This is a genomic window from Paracoccus niistensis, from assembly GCF_042432925.1.
GTDB lineage: Bacteria > Pseudomonadota > Alphaproteobacteria > Rhodobacterales > Rhodobacteraceae > Paracoccus > Paracoccus niistensis.
The window spans coordinates 1-14,625 of sequence record NZ_JBHLWE010000013.1 but is presented as its reverse complement, the minus strand read 5'-3'; the positions used below and the strand labels follow the sequence as shown (position 1 = coordinate 14,625).

The window sequence follows — 14,625 nt, the reverse complement described above, 5'->3', positions numbered from 1 at the left end:
TATCTGGAGGGCGGCTTTCAGGCGTGGCAGGAGGCCGGGCTGCCCTTGATCAATCCCGAGAGCTTGCCTGCTCGGGATGCGCGGGGACGCACGGTCTGGGTCACCCGCGCACGGCCCAAGATCGACCGCATCGCCTGTCCCTGGCTCATCCGCCGCTTTGTCGATCCGCGGGCGGTGATCCTGTTCGTTGCCCCGTCCGAGGTCGAGGGCGTGGCGGCGCGTCACAACGCTGCACCCTTTGACATCGAAGGCGTGCGCTTCAGCCATCGGGGCGAGCTGTGCAGCTTCGATGTGATGCTGAGGGAGTTCGGCCTCTCCATTCCCGCCCTCGACCGGCTGGCCATCATCGTGCGGGGCGCCGACACTGCCCGCCTTGATCTGGCGCCCGAAGCGGCTGGATTGCTCGCCGCCTCGTTAGGCCTGTCGCGCATGTATGCCGACGATCTGGAGCAACTGGAAGCCGGGATGGGCCTCTACGATGCCTTCTATCGTTGGGCGCGGGACGCCACCGGCGAGACCCACAACTGGCCCAATGCCAAGGCGGGAGTTGCGCTGTGAGCGATGTGGGAACGTCTTCTGAAGCACGGTTATCGACCCGCTCCGCTGCCCCAGCCCCGCAGCGCGAGTTTCCCTCGCTGGCCGAGGCCACCCGGACTTGGGCACGCATTGCGCTTCTGTCCTTTGGCGGCCCTGCGGGGCAGATCGCCGTCATGCACCGCATCCTTGTCGAGGAGAAACCCTGGATCGGCGACGGGCGCTTCCTGCATGCGCTGAACTTCTGCATGCTTCTCCCGGGGCCCGAAGCGCAGCAGCTTGCCACCTATGTGGGCTGGTTGATGCACGGGGTCCGGGGCGGCCTGATTGCGGGCACGCTGTTCGTCCTGCCCGGCGTGGTGGCGATCATGGCCTTGAGCTGGCTTTATGCTCTTTATGGTGACGTGGGCCTGGTCGAGGCACTGTTCTTCGGCCTCAAGGCCGCCATCTTGGCTATTGTTCTGCAAGCCGTGGTCCGCGTCGGGCGCCGGGCACTGAAGAACGATGCCATGCGCGTGCTCGCGGTGCTGTCTTTCGTGGCGATCTTCGCTTTCGATGCGCCATTCCCCGTGATCGTGCTCACCGCTGCCCTGGTCGGCTTCCTGGGCGCCCGAACCGGACTGCGCGCCTTCGCCTCGGGTGGCGGCCACGGCTCCGTGGGTGGCGCCCATGTCGACGATGCCGAGACACTCCTGGGCGAGGAGATGGCTGAAATGCCGTCCGCGGCACGGCGGACCGCACTCAAGGCGGGTGTGGCGGCGATAGCGCTCTGGCTGGCACCCGTGGCGCTCCTGGTCCTTGCCTTGGGCAGTGGCAACGTCTTTGCCGAGATCGCCGTCTTCTTCTCGAAGATGGCGGTGGTGACCTTTGGCGGTGCCTATGCGGTGCTTGCCTATGTCGCGCAGGAGGCGGTGGGAACCTATGGCTGGCTGCGGCCGGGCGAGATGCTGGACGGCCTCGGCATGGCAGAGACCACACCCGGCCCCCTGATCATGGTGCTGCAGTTCGTGGGTTTCCTTGGCGCCTTTCGGGAGGCCGGATGGGACAACGCCCTGCTCGCCGCGACACTTGGCGGGCTGCTCACCACTTGGGTCACCTTCGCGCCCTGCTTTGCCTTCATCTTCCTGGGCGCCCCTTACATGGAGCGGCTGCGGTCCAATCGGGCCCTGTCCGCGGCCCTGACGGCCGTTACCGCCTCAGTCGTGGGCGTGATTCTGAACCTGGCGATCTGGTTCGCGATCCACGTCATCTGGCGCGAGGTGCAGCTGATCGAGATCGGCCCGCTCTCGCTGGAACTTCCGGTACCGGGCTCGATCGACTGGATGGCAGCGGCGCTCGCCGCTCTGGCTCTGATCGCCGTGTTCCGGCTGAAGCTGGGGATGACGGCGGTGCTGGCAGGGGCGGCGGTTCTTGGCATCGCTCTCCACGCGGCGGGCCTGCTGCCGTAGCCGTCACGCTGCACACGCATCCTCCACCGGTGACCGACCGGCAGCTAAGGGCTTCGAGCCGCCGCTCGTCCCGGTGGGTCAGGGCCCGGCGCCGGATCGGAGCTGAAGAAAGCCGAGGAGCTTGGGATCGCGGTCATCGACGAGGATGCGTGGATCGAGCTGTCCCGGCGCAGATGAGGTCGGGTGCATTGCCGTTTTACATGAAAACGGCGATGCAAGCGAGTAGAGCCGAGTTCTCAGTGTAGGCCGCGCGAAGCGGCCAAGATGACCCAGGCGGCAAGACCGGCGACCGGAGTCAGCCGCAGCAGCGAATGCAGGTCCTCATCTGCACGATCCGTAAATCACCGGCCGGCCTGAAGCCGGCGGTCCTGCCTGCGCTTGACATACAGGGCGGCGTGTAGGGCCGCGAGGCCGGCAAACAGCCACAATCCGTCGCGGTGAAAGGCACCAACAACCGGGTTGGAGGCGAATGCATCGGAGATACCGGGCACGCGCGACGGCAGCGGCCAGAAGATTGGAGCGAAGCCCCAGAAGGGACCGTTGGAATGCAGCAGCGGCCCTGTGATCGGCAGCAGCATCCCGAAGAACAATCCCCAGTAGGTGAAGCGCCAGAGGACGGATCGCCAGCCTATGGGCCTTGCCCCGTGTCACGGCCGCGGGCTCAGGAACAGCCACGTCGCAAAGGCCAAAGCAACAGCCAGTACCACGATCCCGACCGTCTTGTGCAGGGCATAGATGAAGTTCGAACGCGCCGCCGTCTCACCTGCCCTGTAGGGCAGCGTATCGCCAAGCAAGCCAAGGGCGATGGTGGCGATTATCAGACCCACAACGCTCTAGTGCAGGATGCGCGCTATCAGGACATAGCGGGCAAGGGGCAAGCCACTGTTCCCGCTCCTGCCCTTGGGCTGGCCTGACGACCTGTTTGTGAGACTGAACCGCAGCATCCTCCAGCACCTTCCTTGCCGCCGGTCTCCTCAGCTCACGTACTGGCGCTGATCCTGCTCCAGCCGGGCGATCTCGGCCTTGCGCAGCAAGAAGCGCTGGATCTTGCCACTGGGTGTCTTGGGCAGGTCAGCAACAAAGTCGATGCAGCGCGGATAGGCATGGGCCGACAGCCGGCTGCGCACATGCAGGCGCAGTTCCTCGGCCAGTTCCGCCGAACCCTCGTGACCCTGCGCCAGCACGACGAAGGCCTTGACGATCTCGGTCCGCTCGGGGTCGGGCACGCCGACCACCGCGGCCTCGCGCACGGCGGGATGTTCCAGCAGCGCGCTTTCCACGTCGAAGGGCCCGATGCGATAGCCCGACGAGGTGATCACGTCATCCGCCCGCCCGATGAAGCTGACCGAGCCGTCCTCCTCGAATTCGACGCTGTCGCCGGTCCGGTAGTAGCCGCCCGCGATGGCCGGCGTGTCCGTGTTCAGGTAACCGCCGAACCACATCAGCGGCGAACGGGCGATGTCGATCGCAAGGATGCCCGGCTGCCCCGGTTCCAGTTCCCGCCCCGCATCGTCCAGGACCACGACGCGCCAGCCCGGCATCGTCAGCCCGGCCGATCCGGGCCGCACCGGATGGTCCAGCCCGTGATGGTTGTTGACCACCATGCCCACTTCGGTCTGCCCGTAGTGATCGTGGATCGGCACCCCCAGGTGGCGGTCGAACCAGCGGATGACCTCGGGGTTCAGAGGCTCGCCCGCGCTCGAGACCACGCGCAGCCGCCCCCTGATCCGTTCCGCTGCCCCCGGGCCGGCGGCGATGACCTGGCGGAAGGCCGTGGGCGATCCGGCGAGGTTGGTCACGCCCAGCCGCGTGATCGTGTCGCAGGCGCCCTCGACCGTGAAGCCGCCCTCGTTCAGCGTGGTCGCCTGCCCCAGCAGCAGCGGCCCGGTCACGGCATAGTAAAGCCCGTAGGCCCAGCCCGGATCGGCGATGTTCCAGAAGACGTCGTCCTCGCGCAGCCCGATCGCGTCGCGCATGTAGGCGGCAAAGGAAAGAAGCGCCTTCAGCGGCACGGGCACCCCTTTGGGCAGTCCCGTCGTCCCCGATGTGGACATCATCAGGAAGAGGTCGTCGCCCTTGCGTATCACGGGCTGGAACTCAGTCGGGGCCGCGGCCAATGCCGCGCGGAAGTCGACATCTCCTTCCCGCAGGGACTCGCCCGCGGAAAGGACAGTGGCGACCTGCACCGGACGGTCGATCCCGTCCAGCTTGGCGCGATTGGCACTGTCAGTGACGACCAGCCGGGTGCCTGCGGTCTGTAGGCGGTGCTCGATGGCCTTGGGGCCGAAGGCGGTGAACAGCGGCTGATAGACCGCCCCCGCCCGCCATGTGCCCAGGACCGCGGCCATCAGCTCGGGTGTGCGCGGCAAGAGCCCGGCCACCACGTCGCCCGGCCCGATGCCCTGCGCGACAAGCATGTTGGCGACGCGGGCCGCCATGTCGCGCAGCTGCTCGAAGGTGAAATCTTCGAGATGGCCATCCGCCGCCACCCAGCGCAGCGCCAGGCGGTTCGCGCCCGCATGGCGGTCGCAGCATTCGACGCAGGCGTTCAGCCCCGAGGCGAGATCGCCCTGAAGCCCCGCCACCGCATCCTCGATGCGGAACCGGACGGTGGCCTCGGCATGGGCGGGCCGGGCGGGGGCTGCGGCTGTGTCAGTCATCGGTAATATCCTCCCTTGCATCTTTCCCGCGCCGGGCAGGTCCCGCGCGGCACGGCGGATCTTCAGGCCGTCCGGCCTTCCTCCAGCCCCAGTTCTTCGATCATGGCCTTGCGCATCAGGAACTTCTGCGCCTTTCCGGTCACGGTCATCGGCAGTTCCGCCCTGAAGCGGATATGCCGGGGCACCTTGTAGTGAGCCACGCGGGTCCGGATGAAATCGCGGATCTCGTCCTCGGTCGCGCTGGCGCCGGGCTTCAGCACGACCCAGGCGCAGACCTCCTCGCCGAACTTCGGGTCGGGGACGCCGAAGACCTGGGCCAGCTGCACGGCAGGGTGCTGGAACAGGTATTCCTCGATCTCGCGCGGATAGATGTTCTCGCCGCCCCGGATCAGCATGTCCTTGAGCCGCCCGACGATGTTGCAATAGCCCTCGGCATCCAGCGTGGCGAGATCGCCCGTGTGCATCCAGCCGTCCGCATCCACCGCCTCGGCCGTCTTGGCAGGCTCGCCCCAATAGCCCTTCATCACCGAATAGCCGCGGGTGCACAGCTCTCCGGTCGCGCCGACCGGGACAGTGTGGCCCGCCTCGTCCACCAGCTTTACCTCCAGATGCGGATGAACGCGGCCCACGGTAGTGACGCGCTTCTCCAGCGGGTCATCGGTGTGGGACTGGAAGGAGACGGGCGAGGTTTCGGTCATGCCATAGGCGATCGTCACCTCGCGCATGTGCATCTGGTCGATGACGCGGCGCATCACCTCGATCGGACAGGGGGCGCCGGCCATGATGCCGGTCCGCAGGGACGACAGGTCATGGGCCAGGAAGTTCTGCGAATCCAGCATGGCCGAAAACATGGTGGGCACCCCGTAAAGGCCCGTGCAGCGTTCGTCCGCGACGGCGTTCAGCACCACGTCGGGATCGAAGCCCTCGCCGGGGAAGACCATGGTCGCGCCCTTGCTGACGCAGCCCAGGACGCCCATGACCATGCCGAAGCAGTGATACAGCGGCACCGGGACGCACAGCCGGTCCTCCTGCGTGAAGGCAATGGTGGCGGTGACAAAATGGCCATTGTTGACGATGTTGCGGTGGCTGAGCGTCGCCCCCTTGGGCAGGCCCGTCGTGCCCGATGTGAACTGGATGTTGATCGCGTCGTCCGCCTTCAGCGTCTGCGTGATTGCATCCAGCCGTGCTGGGTCGGCAGGCGTGCCCGCCAGGTCGGCGAAGTTCAGGATACCGCTGGTCGAGCGGCTGGCCCCCATCCGCACCACGATGCGCAGGTCGGGCAGGTTCGGCGCCATCAGCGCGCCCGGCGCGCAGAAGGCCAGTTCCGGCGCGACGTGCTGGATCATGTTGACGTAGTTCGAGGTCTTGAAGCTGTCCGCGAGGATCAGGCAGCGCACGCCCACGTGACGCAGGGCATATTCCAGTTCGCCCACGCGGTAGGCCGGGTTCACGTTGACTAGGATCGCCCCGATCCGCGCGGTGGCGAATTGCGTCAGCACCCATTCAGGCCGGTTCGGCGCCCAGATGCCCACCCGGTCCCCACGCGAGATCCCCAGGTCCAGCAGGCCCGTCGCCAGCCGGTCCACGGCGTCGGAGAACTCGGCATAGGTCAGGCGCAACCCGTGTTCGGGAAAGACCAGCGCCTCGCGGTCGCCGTGGTCGCGCACGGCGGCGGCCAGCATCTGGGGGATCGTTTCGTCGCGCAAGGGCAGGTCAGTGGGGCCCTGTACGCGGCTTTCGCCTTCGCTGCGGGGGGCCAGGCCATAGATCGACACGGATGTCTCCTCTCTTGTCTTCCATGCGGACGAGCCGCGGCGGGCCGCGCACCCAACGCGCACGGCCCGCGACTGCCGGTTCAGCGGGCTTCGTTCACGATGTGGATCTGGGTGAACTCGGCCAGGCCTTCCTCGGCGAATTCAACACCGATGCCCGACTGCTTGGCGCCGCCGAAGGGGATGTTCGGGCCGAAGTCGAGATGCTTGTTGATCCACACCTGCCCCGCGTCCATGCGCAGCGCGATGTCACGCGCCTGGTCGCGGTCGCGGCCCCAGACGGACCCGCCGAGACCCCAGGGGGTTGCATTGGCCCGGGTCAGCGCATCCTCGGGATCACTGAAGCGCAGGACGGGCAGGATCGGGCCGAACTGCTCCTCGGCGACCAGCTGGGCATCGTCGTCGATGTCGGCCACGATGGTGGGGCGGATGAAATAGCCCGGCCGGTCCTCGACCGTGCCGCCCGCAACCACGCGGCCGTCGCGGCGCGCCTGTTCCAGGATGCCCTGCACCTTCTCGAACTGGGCGCGGTTCTGGATCGGGCCCAATGTGGTGCCCTGCTTCAGCCCGTCATCGACCACGGCCTCGTCGGCGAGGCGCGCAAGCCGCTCCACCACGGTGTCATACAGCGATTCATGGACATAGACGCGCTTGACGGCCAGGCAGACCTGCCCTGCGTTCATGAAGGCCGCGCTGAAGATGCCGGGCGCCACCGTGTCCGGGTCCGCGCCGGGCAGCACGATGGCCGCGTCGTTGCCGCCCAGTTCCAGCGTGATGCGCTTGATCGTCTCGGCGGCACTGGCCATGACCTTGCGGCCGGTCTCGGAGGAGCCGGTGAAGCTGATCTTTGCGATGTCCGGGTGCGCGGTCATCTTGGGCCCCAGGTCATTGGCGTCCGTGATGATGTTGACGACGCCTGCCGGGAAGATGCCGGCCATGATCTCGCCCACCCGCAGGGTCGTCAGGGGCGTGGTCGGCGCGGGCTTGATGACCATCGTGTTACCCGCCAGCAGCGCGAGCGGCGCCTTGAAGGCCATCAGCAGGATCGGGAAGTTCCAAGGGATGATCGCGCCCACCACGCCCAAGGGGCGGCGGTACTGCTCGACCAGGCGGGCGTCGTTGTCCTCGATCACCTTCACCGGCATCTCGAGCGTGGCGAGGTTGCGAATGAAGTACACCGTGTAGGCGATCTCGGCAGTGGACTCGGCCAGAGGCTTGCCCTGCTCCTGCGTCAGCAGGCGCGCCAGCCCATCGGCATCCTGTTCAAGCCGGTCGGCCCACTCCAGGATCATCCGCCGGCGTTCCCCGATGGGCAGGCGTGCCCACGCCGGCCAGGCCGTGCGGGCGGCGGCTACCGCTGCGTTCAGCTGCGCCTCCGACGCGCGGGGACATTGGGCCAGCACCTCCTCCGTGGCCGGGTTCACGACCTCCATGGTCAGGTCGCCGGGGACGAGCTTCCCATCAATGAGCAATCTGTAGGCAAGCATGCAGTTTCCTCCTCATAAAGAATACCTGCGCCCGTGCGGACGCGACGCGGAACGAAAGAGTTGACGGACGAAGGTCGAAGACCCGATGCTCCTTCCTGCGATTTGGGGAGAGCATCGCATGCAGGGAGCCTGGATCATCTCCCGGCCGCTGTCGGCGGTCGGGGGCAAGGGAGTGGAGGATGTTCCGGAGGGCGGGACCGCTCCGGTCATGCAGCTGTCCGACTTCGCCGCCTGCCTCGAGGCCATCGCCGCCCGTTCCCCCGACCCCCTGGCGATGTGGCGGGCGGGCGAGGCGATGCATCTGGCCGACATGGGCGGCTTGGGTTGTGCGCTGGCACTGGCGCCGACACTGGGCGCTGCCATCAAGGCGCTGCAGCGCTGTTTCGGGGCCATGCAGTCGGCCTCGGCCGTGGCCTTCGAGGTCGAGGATGACCGGGCGAGCTTCAGCTACCGCATTCTCGACAATGACATCTGGCCCCGGCGCGCGGATTCCGAACTGACGCTGGGGGTGGTCGCGGGCATCATCCGCCGCTTCGCTCCGGATGCCGAGCGGGTGTGCAGCCTTGCCTTCGAACACGAACCGGGGGCCGCGCGCACCTCCTTCGCGACCCATACAGCCGGGCCGGTACGAATGTCCGAAACCAATATCATCAGCTTCCCGGCCCGTCTCCTGGACCGCGGCGCGGAGCCTGTGTCGGTGTCCGACACGTCCCGGGCCTTCCGTGACGCGGTGCAAGCGCTGGGGGCGCAGATCCGCGCGGACTGGCTGCGCCAGCCGACGAGCCATCGGGTCCTGCACACGCTGATGAGCCGGATCGGGCGTGATCCGATCGACCAGGATGCAGTTGCCTCTCACCTGGGCGTGTCGCGTCGTACGCTGCGGCGGCAACTGGACACGGAAGGCACGTCCTTCCACGAACTGACCGAAATCTGCCGCTGCAATGTGGGTCACGCCCTGCTGGTGCGTAGCGAGTTGCCGATGATCGAGATCGCGATGCGGCTCGGCTATTCGGATCATACCGCGTTTTCCCGCGCGTTCTCGCGCTGGTTCGGCGCTTCGCCGCGCGAGCTGCGCAAGGCCGGGTCGGCGGTCAGGGTCACGACCTGATCGAAGGCCAGGGCGCGAGCCGGACCGGCATGGGCAATGACCAGGATCGTGCGATCCGGGTGACGCGCGAGGATCGCCGACAGAATTGCGGCCGCAGCCGGCGCGTCGACTTCGGACAGGGTTTCGTCCAGTACCAGCACGCGGAAGGGCAGAAGCAGTGCGCGGGTGATCGCGATACGCTGACGCTCGCCTCCTGACAGGTTCCGGCCGGCTTCGGTGATGGGCAGCGCAAGTCCCTGCCCGCGCTGGCGCAGCATGTCCGCAAGCCCCGTATCCTCCAGCGCCTGCCACAGTGCAGTGTCGCTGGCGCCAGGATCGGCCAGCCGCAGGTTCTCGGCCAGTGTGCCATGGAACAGCATGGCAGCCTGCGGGACGACTGCGACGGCGCGGCGCAAGGCGACCGGGTCCAACCCGGCCACATCCTCTCCATCCAAGAAGACCCGTGCGCCGGCGGCAGGGGCGGCCAGACGGGCCGCCAGCGCCACCAACGTCGACTTGCCGATGCCCGAAGGGCCGTCCAGCAGCACCTTTTGTCCCGCACGGATCATCAGGTCCGCGGGCAGGTGCCGCCCGTCACGCCCGCGCGCCGCCACGAACCGCAGCGCGCCGGGACCTGGCGCAGGAGCGCGCCCGCCCGGCTCGGCGGCATGCTTGTTTGCAAAAGCAGACAGCCGCGCCAGTGCCACCTTGGCCTGCGCCTGTGCATGATAAAGGCCCAGCAGGTTCTGCAGCGGCCCAGTCATCATCCCGAGATAGGCGATGAAGGCGATCAGCGACCCCAGGGGCCAGGTCCCCGCGATCACCATCAGCCCGCCTGCCACCAGCACCGCCGAGCGCACTGCTGCGGTGACGACCTGCGGCACTGCCCCAGTCAGCTCCAGCCAGCGACGCTGGCGGATCAGCAGAGCGATCTGGCCTGCCTGCAGGGGCTCGAGGTCCTTGGCTCGCGCGCCCTCGGCGCCGAGGACGCGCAAGGTTGGAAGGCCCGCAACCGTTTCGACCAACCAAGAAGACAGTGCCCCACGGCTGGCCCTCACTTCCTCGGCCCGCGTTTGCGTACGGGGGCGTGCCCAAGCCAGGAAGACGAGGTTCAGCGGCGTCGCGGCTGTGGCCAGCAGCGCCAGCCGCCATTCCAGCGCGAACAGCATCGCCGCGCCGCCGACAAGCCGGAAAACCGAGCCCCCTGCCGCCAGCAGCCCGTCGAAGGCGAAGCGCTGGATCTCGGCCGTGTCGCCGTCCAGCCGCGCCATTACCTCGCCCACTTGCGGTGATGGGCGAGCCGAGCTTTGCCCCAGCACCGCGCCCAGCATCCGCCCGCGCAGGTCGGCCAGCATTGCCGCCGAAAAACGCAGGTGCAGCAGGCTGTTCACCACACTCGACCCCAGCGCCACCAGCCCCACCGCGAACATCGCCCCGGCATAAAGCCAAAGCGCCTGCGCATCTCCCGCGACCAGCCCCTTGTCGATCAGCTGCTTGGTCAGCCATGGGGGCGCAAGACCCAGTGCGGCAGCCCCCAGCGAGGTCGCAAGCACAAGGCTGATCCCCGGCAGCGCGCGGGCGACGACGGGCTGAAGCCAGCCGGCCTCGGCCCCGAAGGCGCGCCGTACGGCCCGCCGCGCCGCTGTCTCGCGCAGGCTCATGCCGGAATCCCGCTGCGGCGTTCGCTGCCGATGTGGGTCGCGCGGTCGGCCAACCAGCCGGCGGCATCGGCGCGGGCATCCTCCCACTGGGCGGCCAGGTGACCTGCGACGCGCGCCGCGCCGAGGCTCGCGCCGCCCATGCCGCGCCCGCCCCGCTCGGGCGAGGCGCACCAGGCGCCGATGACTCCTCCGGGCAGCAGCGACAGCTCGTCCCAGTCGCAGCGCGCATCCCCCGTTGCGGCGATGACGCCGGGATAGGCAGCGGGCCAGCACAGCGGCCCGCGAGCCGGAGACGAGGCCACCAGCACCGCACCCGTCGCCAGGGCCTCGGCGCAGGCCTCGCGCAGCACCGCGCGGTCGGCGGCAAGCCCGAGGCTCAGCAGGATCAGGTCGCAGCGGGGCGAGAGCCAGCGGAGCGCGCGGGCGACCCGTTCGGCGCTGGTCACTGGCCGGTCGTCAAAGACCTGCGCGTGCAGGATTTCTGCCTCTGTGGTCGCGCGACGGACCACCGCGCCGACCGCGGTGCCGTGGCCGAGACGGTCGGGCCGGGCCGGGCCGTCACCGTCTGCCAGAAAGGCCCGCGCCCCGGACATCTGGGCGACCGGCCCGCCGCTGTCCACGATGCCGATCCGGGGCGCACGGCACGTCATCTCAATCGTCGCGTGTGAACATGCGGACCGAGGCCAGCGAGATCGAGGCGTTGTCCGGCATCCTGACCTCGCCCTTCCGCTCCAGCGTCTCGGCGTCATAGGCCGCGACATCCGACAGCGCGCCGCCGAGCCAGACGGTCTTGCCGTCCGTCGAGACGTTCACCGAATAATAGCTGTGCGGCAGCGGCACCCGCTTGATGGCCTTGCCCTCGGTCAGATCGAAACTCGACAGGAAGTTGTAGGCCCCGTAGGCACGGTCCTTGGCCGGGTTCGTGGCCATCGAGAAGTAGAAGATGTCGGCGACCTCGAGCTCCTGCATCTTCATCTCGCCGCTGTCCAGGTCCTGGGTCAGGACGGCCGTGCGGAAGGCCGTGGGGTCGTCCGCTGCCAGGTCCTTGCGGGCGGCATAGAAGGGCGCCGTGATCACGCCGGATGTCTCGAACTGGGACCAGACGTCCAGCAGGTCGGGCTGGCTGTAGGTCTCGGCTTCCCAGCTGTGGATGGGCTTCTGTTCGACCTGCTTGCCGGTGGCATCGAAGACATGCATGTCGCGGCCCAGGCCATAGATCCGGCTGCCGTCCCTGGACCAGGCCAGCAGGGTGATCTGGCGCGGCACCTCGGCTGTGGATTTCAGCTCGCCCGACTCGGCATCGTAGAAGGCGAGCCGCGTCGGCTGGACCTGGAACTCGTCCACCAGCATCTTCACCGGGCTCTGATAGACGGCGAGCGTCTTGCCGTCGGGCGACAGGTCCATGCCGAACATGCCCTTGACCCGCTCGTCGGCGGTACTCATCTCGATGCGCCGGATCGTCTCGCCGCTTTCCAGGTTGACGACGGCGATGGATTCGAGCCCGTTCATCAGCACCCAGGCGCGGGTGCCTTCCTTGTTCACGACGGGCAGGCCCGGCAGGGGACCCGCGTCCTCAAGCTGGATCACCTTGTCGACCTTCATCTCCTCGGTATCCACGACCACCAGCTTGTCGGGGCGGGCGGGGACCAGAAGGTAATCACGGGCCAGGGCGGGGCTGGCCAGCAGCAGCGAGGCAACGGCCGTCGCGGTCACATGCTTCAGCATCGTCACACCTTCGTCTTCGGGAACACGGACTGAAGCTGGCGCCAGTCCTGCTCGACATCCGCGGCCTTGTCGGACCATTCCGGATAGGTGCCCATGGTGTCGGGCACCTGCGCGGGCCACCAGCAGGGATCGGCGCAGCCGTAGAGGTCGGCCTCCATCGGCTGGCAGAGGTTGGCGATGCCGCCGAAGGCGTCGATCTCCCAGCCCGGATCGAACGAGGTCGTGCAGCCCACCATCGAGTTCATGGCGACGACTTCCTCCTCGCGCCCCTCCTCGGCGGCCTCGGAGAACTGCCTGGCCTTGGCGTTGAGCGGTGTCAGGTGTTTCATTGCGTGGCTCTCCTCGGCTCCAGGTGATGGCGGAAGAAGGACGGGTTGGCGGCCAGGATGCGGACGTAGCTTTCGATGCCGAAATCGACCCAGTCCCGCAGCAGGTCGCAGTAGTGATAGACCGGCGCGAAGGGATCGCCCTGCCGCGCGTAGCTTTCGTGATAGCAGCCGCCCGCGCAGATCGAGCGGATGCGGCAGGTCTTGCAGCCGAAGTTGCTGCGGTCCTGCGCGCCCTCGACGAAGGCCGCGAGCTTCGGGACGTCGATGCCGGTGTCCACATTGCCATAGGTCGGCTGGTCCGAGCCCACGAAGCGGTGGCACAGGTGCAGGTCGCCGCCCTTGTCCACCGCCAGCAGCCCCAGCCCCGCGCCGCAGGGCACGGCCTTCTTCATGCCCTGCGCGATGTCCGAAAGAAGCTGGTGCATGTTCGAGAAGCCGATGTTCTCGCCCCGGATCGCGGCCTCGACATAGCGGCGGCCCAAGGTCTTCATGTCCTCGAAGACGCCCCTCAGCATGTCGCCCTTGAGGTTGAAGACGGCGATGGGTCCCGAGGTCGCGGGTCCGAAGCCCACCTCGGCGAAGCCCAAGTCGTTCTTCAGGTGGTCGTGGATCGCGATCACGTCGGTGACGCCCGCCGTCAGCGTGACCCGCGCGCCCACCGGCCGGGCGTTGTAGCGCGACAGGAGCATCCGCACCTTTGCCGCCACCACGTCGTAGGTGCCGCGCCCGCCCACCGTGCGGCGGTTCTGGTCGTGCAGGGCGCGGGGTCCGTCCATGCTGACCGTGACGCCCACGCGATGGGCGTTCAGCCAGTCCACGATCTCTTCCGTCAGCAGCGTGGCGTTGGTCGTCAGCGAGAAATCCACCGCCTTGCCCAGCTCGGCCACGCGCCCCTCGGTGTAGTCCACCACCTGCCGGATCAGGGGCATGTTCGACAGCGGCTCGCCGCCGAAGAAGACCACGTTCACCTTGTCGCGCCCGGCGGCCTGCGCCAGCAGCAGCTCGATGGCGGAACGGGCGGTGGCGAAGTCCATCCGCTCGCCCTTGGCGGGGGTGGTCAGGTCCTCCTTGTAGCAATAGGTGCAGGCGAGGTTGCAGCCGGTGTTCACGTTCAGGATGATCGTGGAGAGCGGCACCTCCTCGACCTTCTGGATCGTCATGGGCCGGTCGGGCTGGCCCGCGTCGCGCAGGATGTCCAGCGTGACCAGCCCCTGCAGGGACTGCGCCAGGTCCTCGGGGGCGAAGCGGTGGCCCAGCTCGGCCCGCAGCAGGTCGGAGTCGGCCACGCCCACCCGGCGGAACAGGTCGAGGACGGACTGGCTGACCTCGTCCATCTCGAAGAGGCTGGTCGTGGGGACATGCATCAGCATGGCGCGGCCGTCCACGTCCACCCGGTGCGCGTTATGGGGGATGAAGGCTAGGGAACCCATGGCGGACCTCAGCGGATCGGAGTGTCGACGAAGCGCTGCACGGTCGCATAGAGATGCGCCTTCGCCTCGTGCGTCCGGTCGCCGTCCCTGACGGTCGCGACCACGTTCAGGTTGCCGACATTGTTGGCGCTCATGTGCCGTTCGGGGTTGGGGCCGGCGTCGCCCGGCTCGAAGATGCCGGTCGGTCCGATGGTCCCCGCGTAATGCGCGTCCTTCATCTCGGCGGCGGCGGGGTCGAAGTCCTCGGTCCGCCAGTCGGCGGCCATGACGCCCACGCGGATGTCGTCTTCGGTTTCCGGCTGCCCATCAGGGCCGTTGAGCCAGCCCACCGCGTCGAAGACGGCGGGCTGCTTGTCGATGGGACCACCGTTGCCGCCGATGCGGGAATAGGTCAGCGGCGGCTCGACCGAGATGCGGTCCAGCGCAGGATGGTCTGCCCCCTGAAAAGTGGTCCTCCCTGAAGTAGCTTTCGAGCCAGATGGAGGACGAAGG

Annotated in this window: 13 protein-coding genes and 1 pseudogene; 3 read left to right on the top strand and 11 right to left on the bottom strand. The window is 67.9% G+C overall.

The window, feature by feature from the left end:
* Both ACFFII_RS03730 and chrA read left to right on the top strand, forming a co-directional pair.
* On the top strand, window positions 1-558 hold a 558-nt coding region (locus ACFFII_RS03730; protein ID WP_377697559.1), incomplete at its 5' end, for a chromate resistance protein ChrB domain-containing protein.
* A 77-nt stretch (window positions 559-635) separates the two neighbouring features.
* Window positions 636-1,982: a chromate efflux transporter gene (chrA, locus tag ACFFII_RS03725; protein WP_377697610.1), complete on the top strand. Its 1,347-nt coding sequence runs from the start codon at window positions 636-638 to the stop codon at window positions 1,980-1,982.
* Window positions 1,983-2,323: 341 nt separating this feature from the next.
* Here chrA and ACFFII_RS03720 read toward each other — a convergent pair whose 3' ends face one another.
* From ACFFII_RS03720 to ACFFII_RS03700, 5 genes are all read right to left on the bottom strand, one after another.
* The gene (locus ACFFII_RS03720; protein ID WP_377697558.1) at window positions 2,324-2,560 is read right to left on the bottom strand and encodes a hypothetical protein; all 237 of its coding nucleotides are present in this window, start codon (window positions 2,558-2,560) and stop codon (window positions 2,324-2,326) included.
* Window positions 2,561-2,629: 69 nt separating this feature from the next.
* Window positions 2,630-2,809, bottom strand: a complete 180-nt coding sequence (locus ACFFII_RS03715; protein ID WP_377697557.1) for a hypothetical protein — start codon at window positions 2,807-2,809, stop codon at window positions 2,630-2,632.
* 147 nt (window positions 2,810-2,956) lie between these two features.
* Entirely contained in the window at window positions 2,957-4,642 is a 1,686-nt protein-coding gene (locus ACFFII_RS03710; RefSeq protein ID WP_377697556.1) for an acyl-CoA synthetase, read from the bottom strand.
* Window positions 4,643-4,704: 62 nt separating this feature from the next.
* Entirely contained in the window at window positions 4,705-6,417 is a 1,713-nt protein-coding gene (locus tag ACFFII_RS03705) for an AMP-binding protein (RefSeq protein WP_377697555.1), read from the bottom strand.
* Between the two features lie 80 nt (window positions 6,418-6,497).
* Window positions 6,498-7,901: an aldehyde dehydrogenase family protein gene (locus ACFFII_RS03700; protein WP_377697554.1), complete on the bottom strand. Its 1,404-nt coding sequence runs from the start codon at window positions 7,899-7,901 to the stop codon at window positions 6,498-6,500.
* A gap of 85 nt (window positions 7,902-7,986) precedes the next feature.
* Here ACFFII_RS03700 and qhpR point away from each other — a divergent pair, with 85 nt between their 5' ends.
* Window positions 7,987-9,009: an AraC-like transcriptional regulator QhpR gene (gene qhpR, locus ACFFII_RS03695; protein ID WP_377697553.1), complete on the top strand. Its 1,023-nt coding sequence runs from the start codon at window positions 7,987-7,989 to the stop codon at window positions 9,007-9,009.
* On the opposite strand, the gene ACFFII_RS03690 is transcribed toward qhpR, so the two are convergent.
* The 6 genes and pseudogenes from ACFFII_RS03690 to ACFFII_RS03665 all read right to left on the bottom strand — a co-directional run.
* Window positions 8,916-10,649: an ABC transporter ATP-binding protein gene (locus ACFFII_RS03690; protein ID WP_377697552.1), complete on the bottom strand. Its 1,734-nt coding sequence runs from the start codon at window positions 10,647-10,649 to the stop codon at window positions 8,916-8,918. The two genes, qhpR and ACFFII_RS03690, sit on opposite strands and share 94 nt — an antisense overlap.
* Entirely contained in the window at window positions 10,646-11,299 is a 654-nt protein-coding gene (gene qhpE / locus ACFFII_RS03685; RefSeq protein ID WP_377697551.1) for a subtilisin-like serine protease QhpE, read from the bottom strand. Before qhpE ends, ACFFII_RS03690 begins: the two co-directional genes overlap by 4 nt.
* 1 nt (window position 11,300) lies before the next feature.
* A complete protein-coding gene (peaD, locus tag ACFFII_RS03680) occupies window positions 11,301-12,374 on the bottom strand; it encodes a quinohemoprotein amine dehydrogenase subunit beta (RefSeq protein WP_377697550.1) in 1,074 nt (357 codons plus the stop codon).
* Window positions 12,375-12,376: 2 nt separating this feature from the next.
* Window positions 12,377-12,703 carry a quinohemoprotein amine dehydrogenase subunit gamma gene (gene qhpC, locus ACFFII_RS03675; protein ID WP_377697549.1) on the bottom strand — a complete coding sequence of 109 codons (327 nt, stop codon included), beginning with the start codon at window positions 12,701-12,703 and terminating at the stop codon, window positions 12,377-12,379.
* A complete protein-coding gene (gene peaB, locus ACFFII_RS03670) occupies window positions 12,700-14,133 on the bottom strand; it encodes a quinohemoprotein amine dehydrogenase maturation protein (protein WP_377697547.1) in 1,434 nt (477 codons plus the stop codon). The genes qhpC and peaB overlap by 4 nt, the downstream gene beginning before the upstream one ends.
* Before the next feature lie 8 nt (window positions 14,134-14,141).
* Window positions 14,142-14,625 (bottom strand): annotated as a pseudogene (locus ACFFII_RS03665) (quinohemoprotein amine dehydrogenase subunit alpha); the annotation flags it as partial.

Coding starts and splice junctions, on each gene's coding strand:
- ACFFII_RS03720 (WP_377697558.1), bottom strand. CDS start 2,560: ATGCTGCTGCCGATCACAGGGCCGCTGCTGCATTCCAACGGTCCCTTC.
- ACFFII_RS03710 (WP_377697556.1), bottom strand. CDS start 4,642: ATGACTGACACAGCCGCAGCCCCCGCCCGGCCCGCCCATGCCGAGGCC.
- ACFFII_RS03700 (WP_377697554.1), bottom strand. CDS start 7,901: ATGCTTGCCTACAGATTGCTCATTGATGGGAAGCTCGTCCCCGGCGAC.
- qhpR (WP_377697553.1), top strand. CDS start 7,987: ATGCTCCTTCCTGCGATTTGGGGAGAGCATCGCATGCAGGGAGCCTGG.
- ACFFII_RS03690 (WP_377697552.1), bottom strand. CDS start 10,649: ATGAGCCTGCGCGAGACAGCGGCGCGGCGGGCCGTACGGCGCGCCTTC.
- qhpE (WP_377697551.1), bottom strand. CDS start 11,299: ATGACGTGCCGTGCGCCCCGGATCGGCATCGTGGACAGCGGCGGGCCG.
- peaD (WP_377697550.1), bottom strand. CDS start 12,374: ATGCTGAAGCATGTGACCGCGACGGCCGTTGCCTCGCTGCTGCTGGCC.
- qhpC (WP_377697549.1), bottom strand. CDS start 12,703: ATGAAACACCTGACACCGCTCAACGCCAAGGCCAGGCAGTTCTCCGAG.
- peaB (WP_377697547.1), bottom strand. CDS start 14,133: ATGGGTTCCCTAGCCTTCATCCCCCATAACGCGCACCGGGTGGACGTG.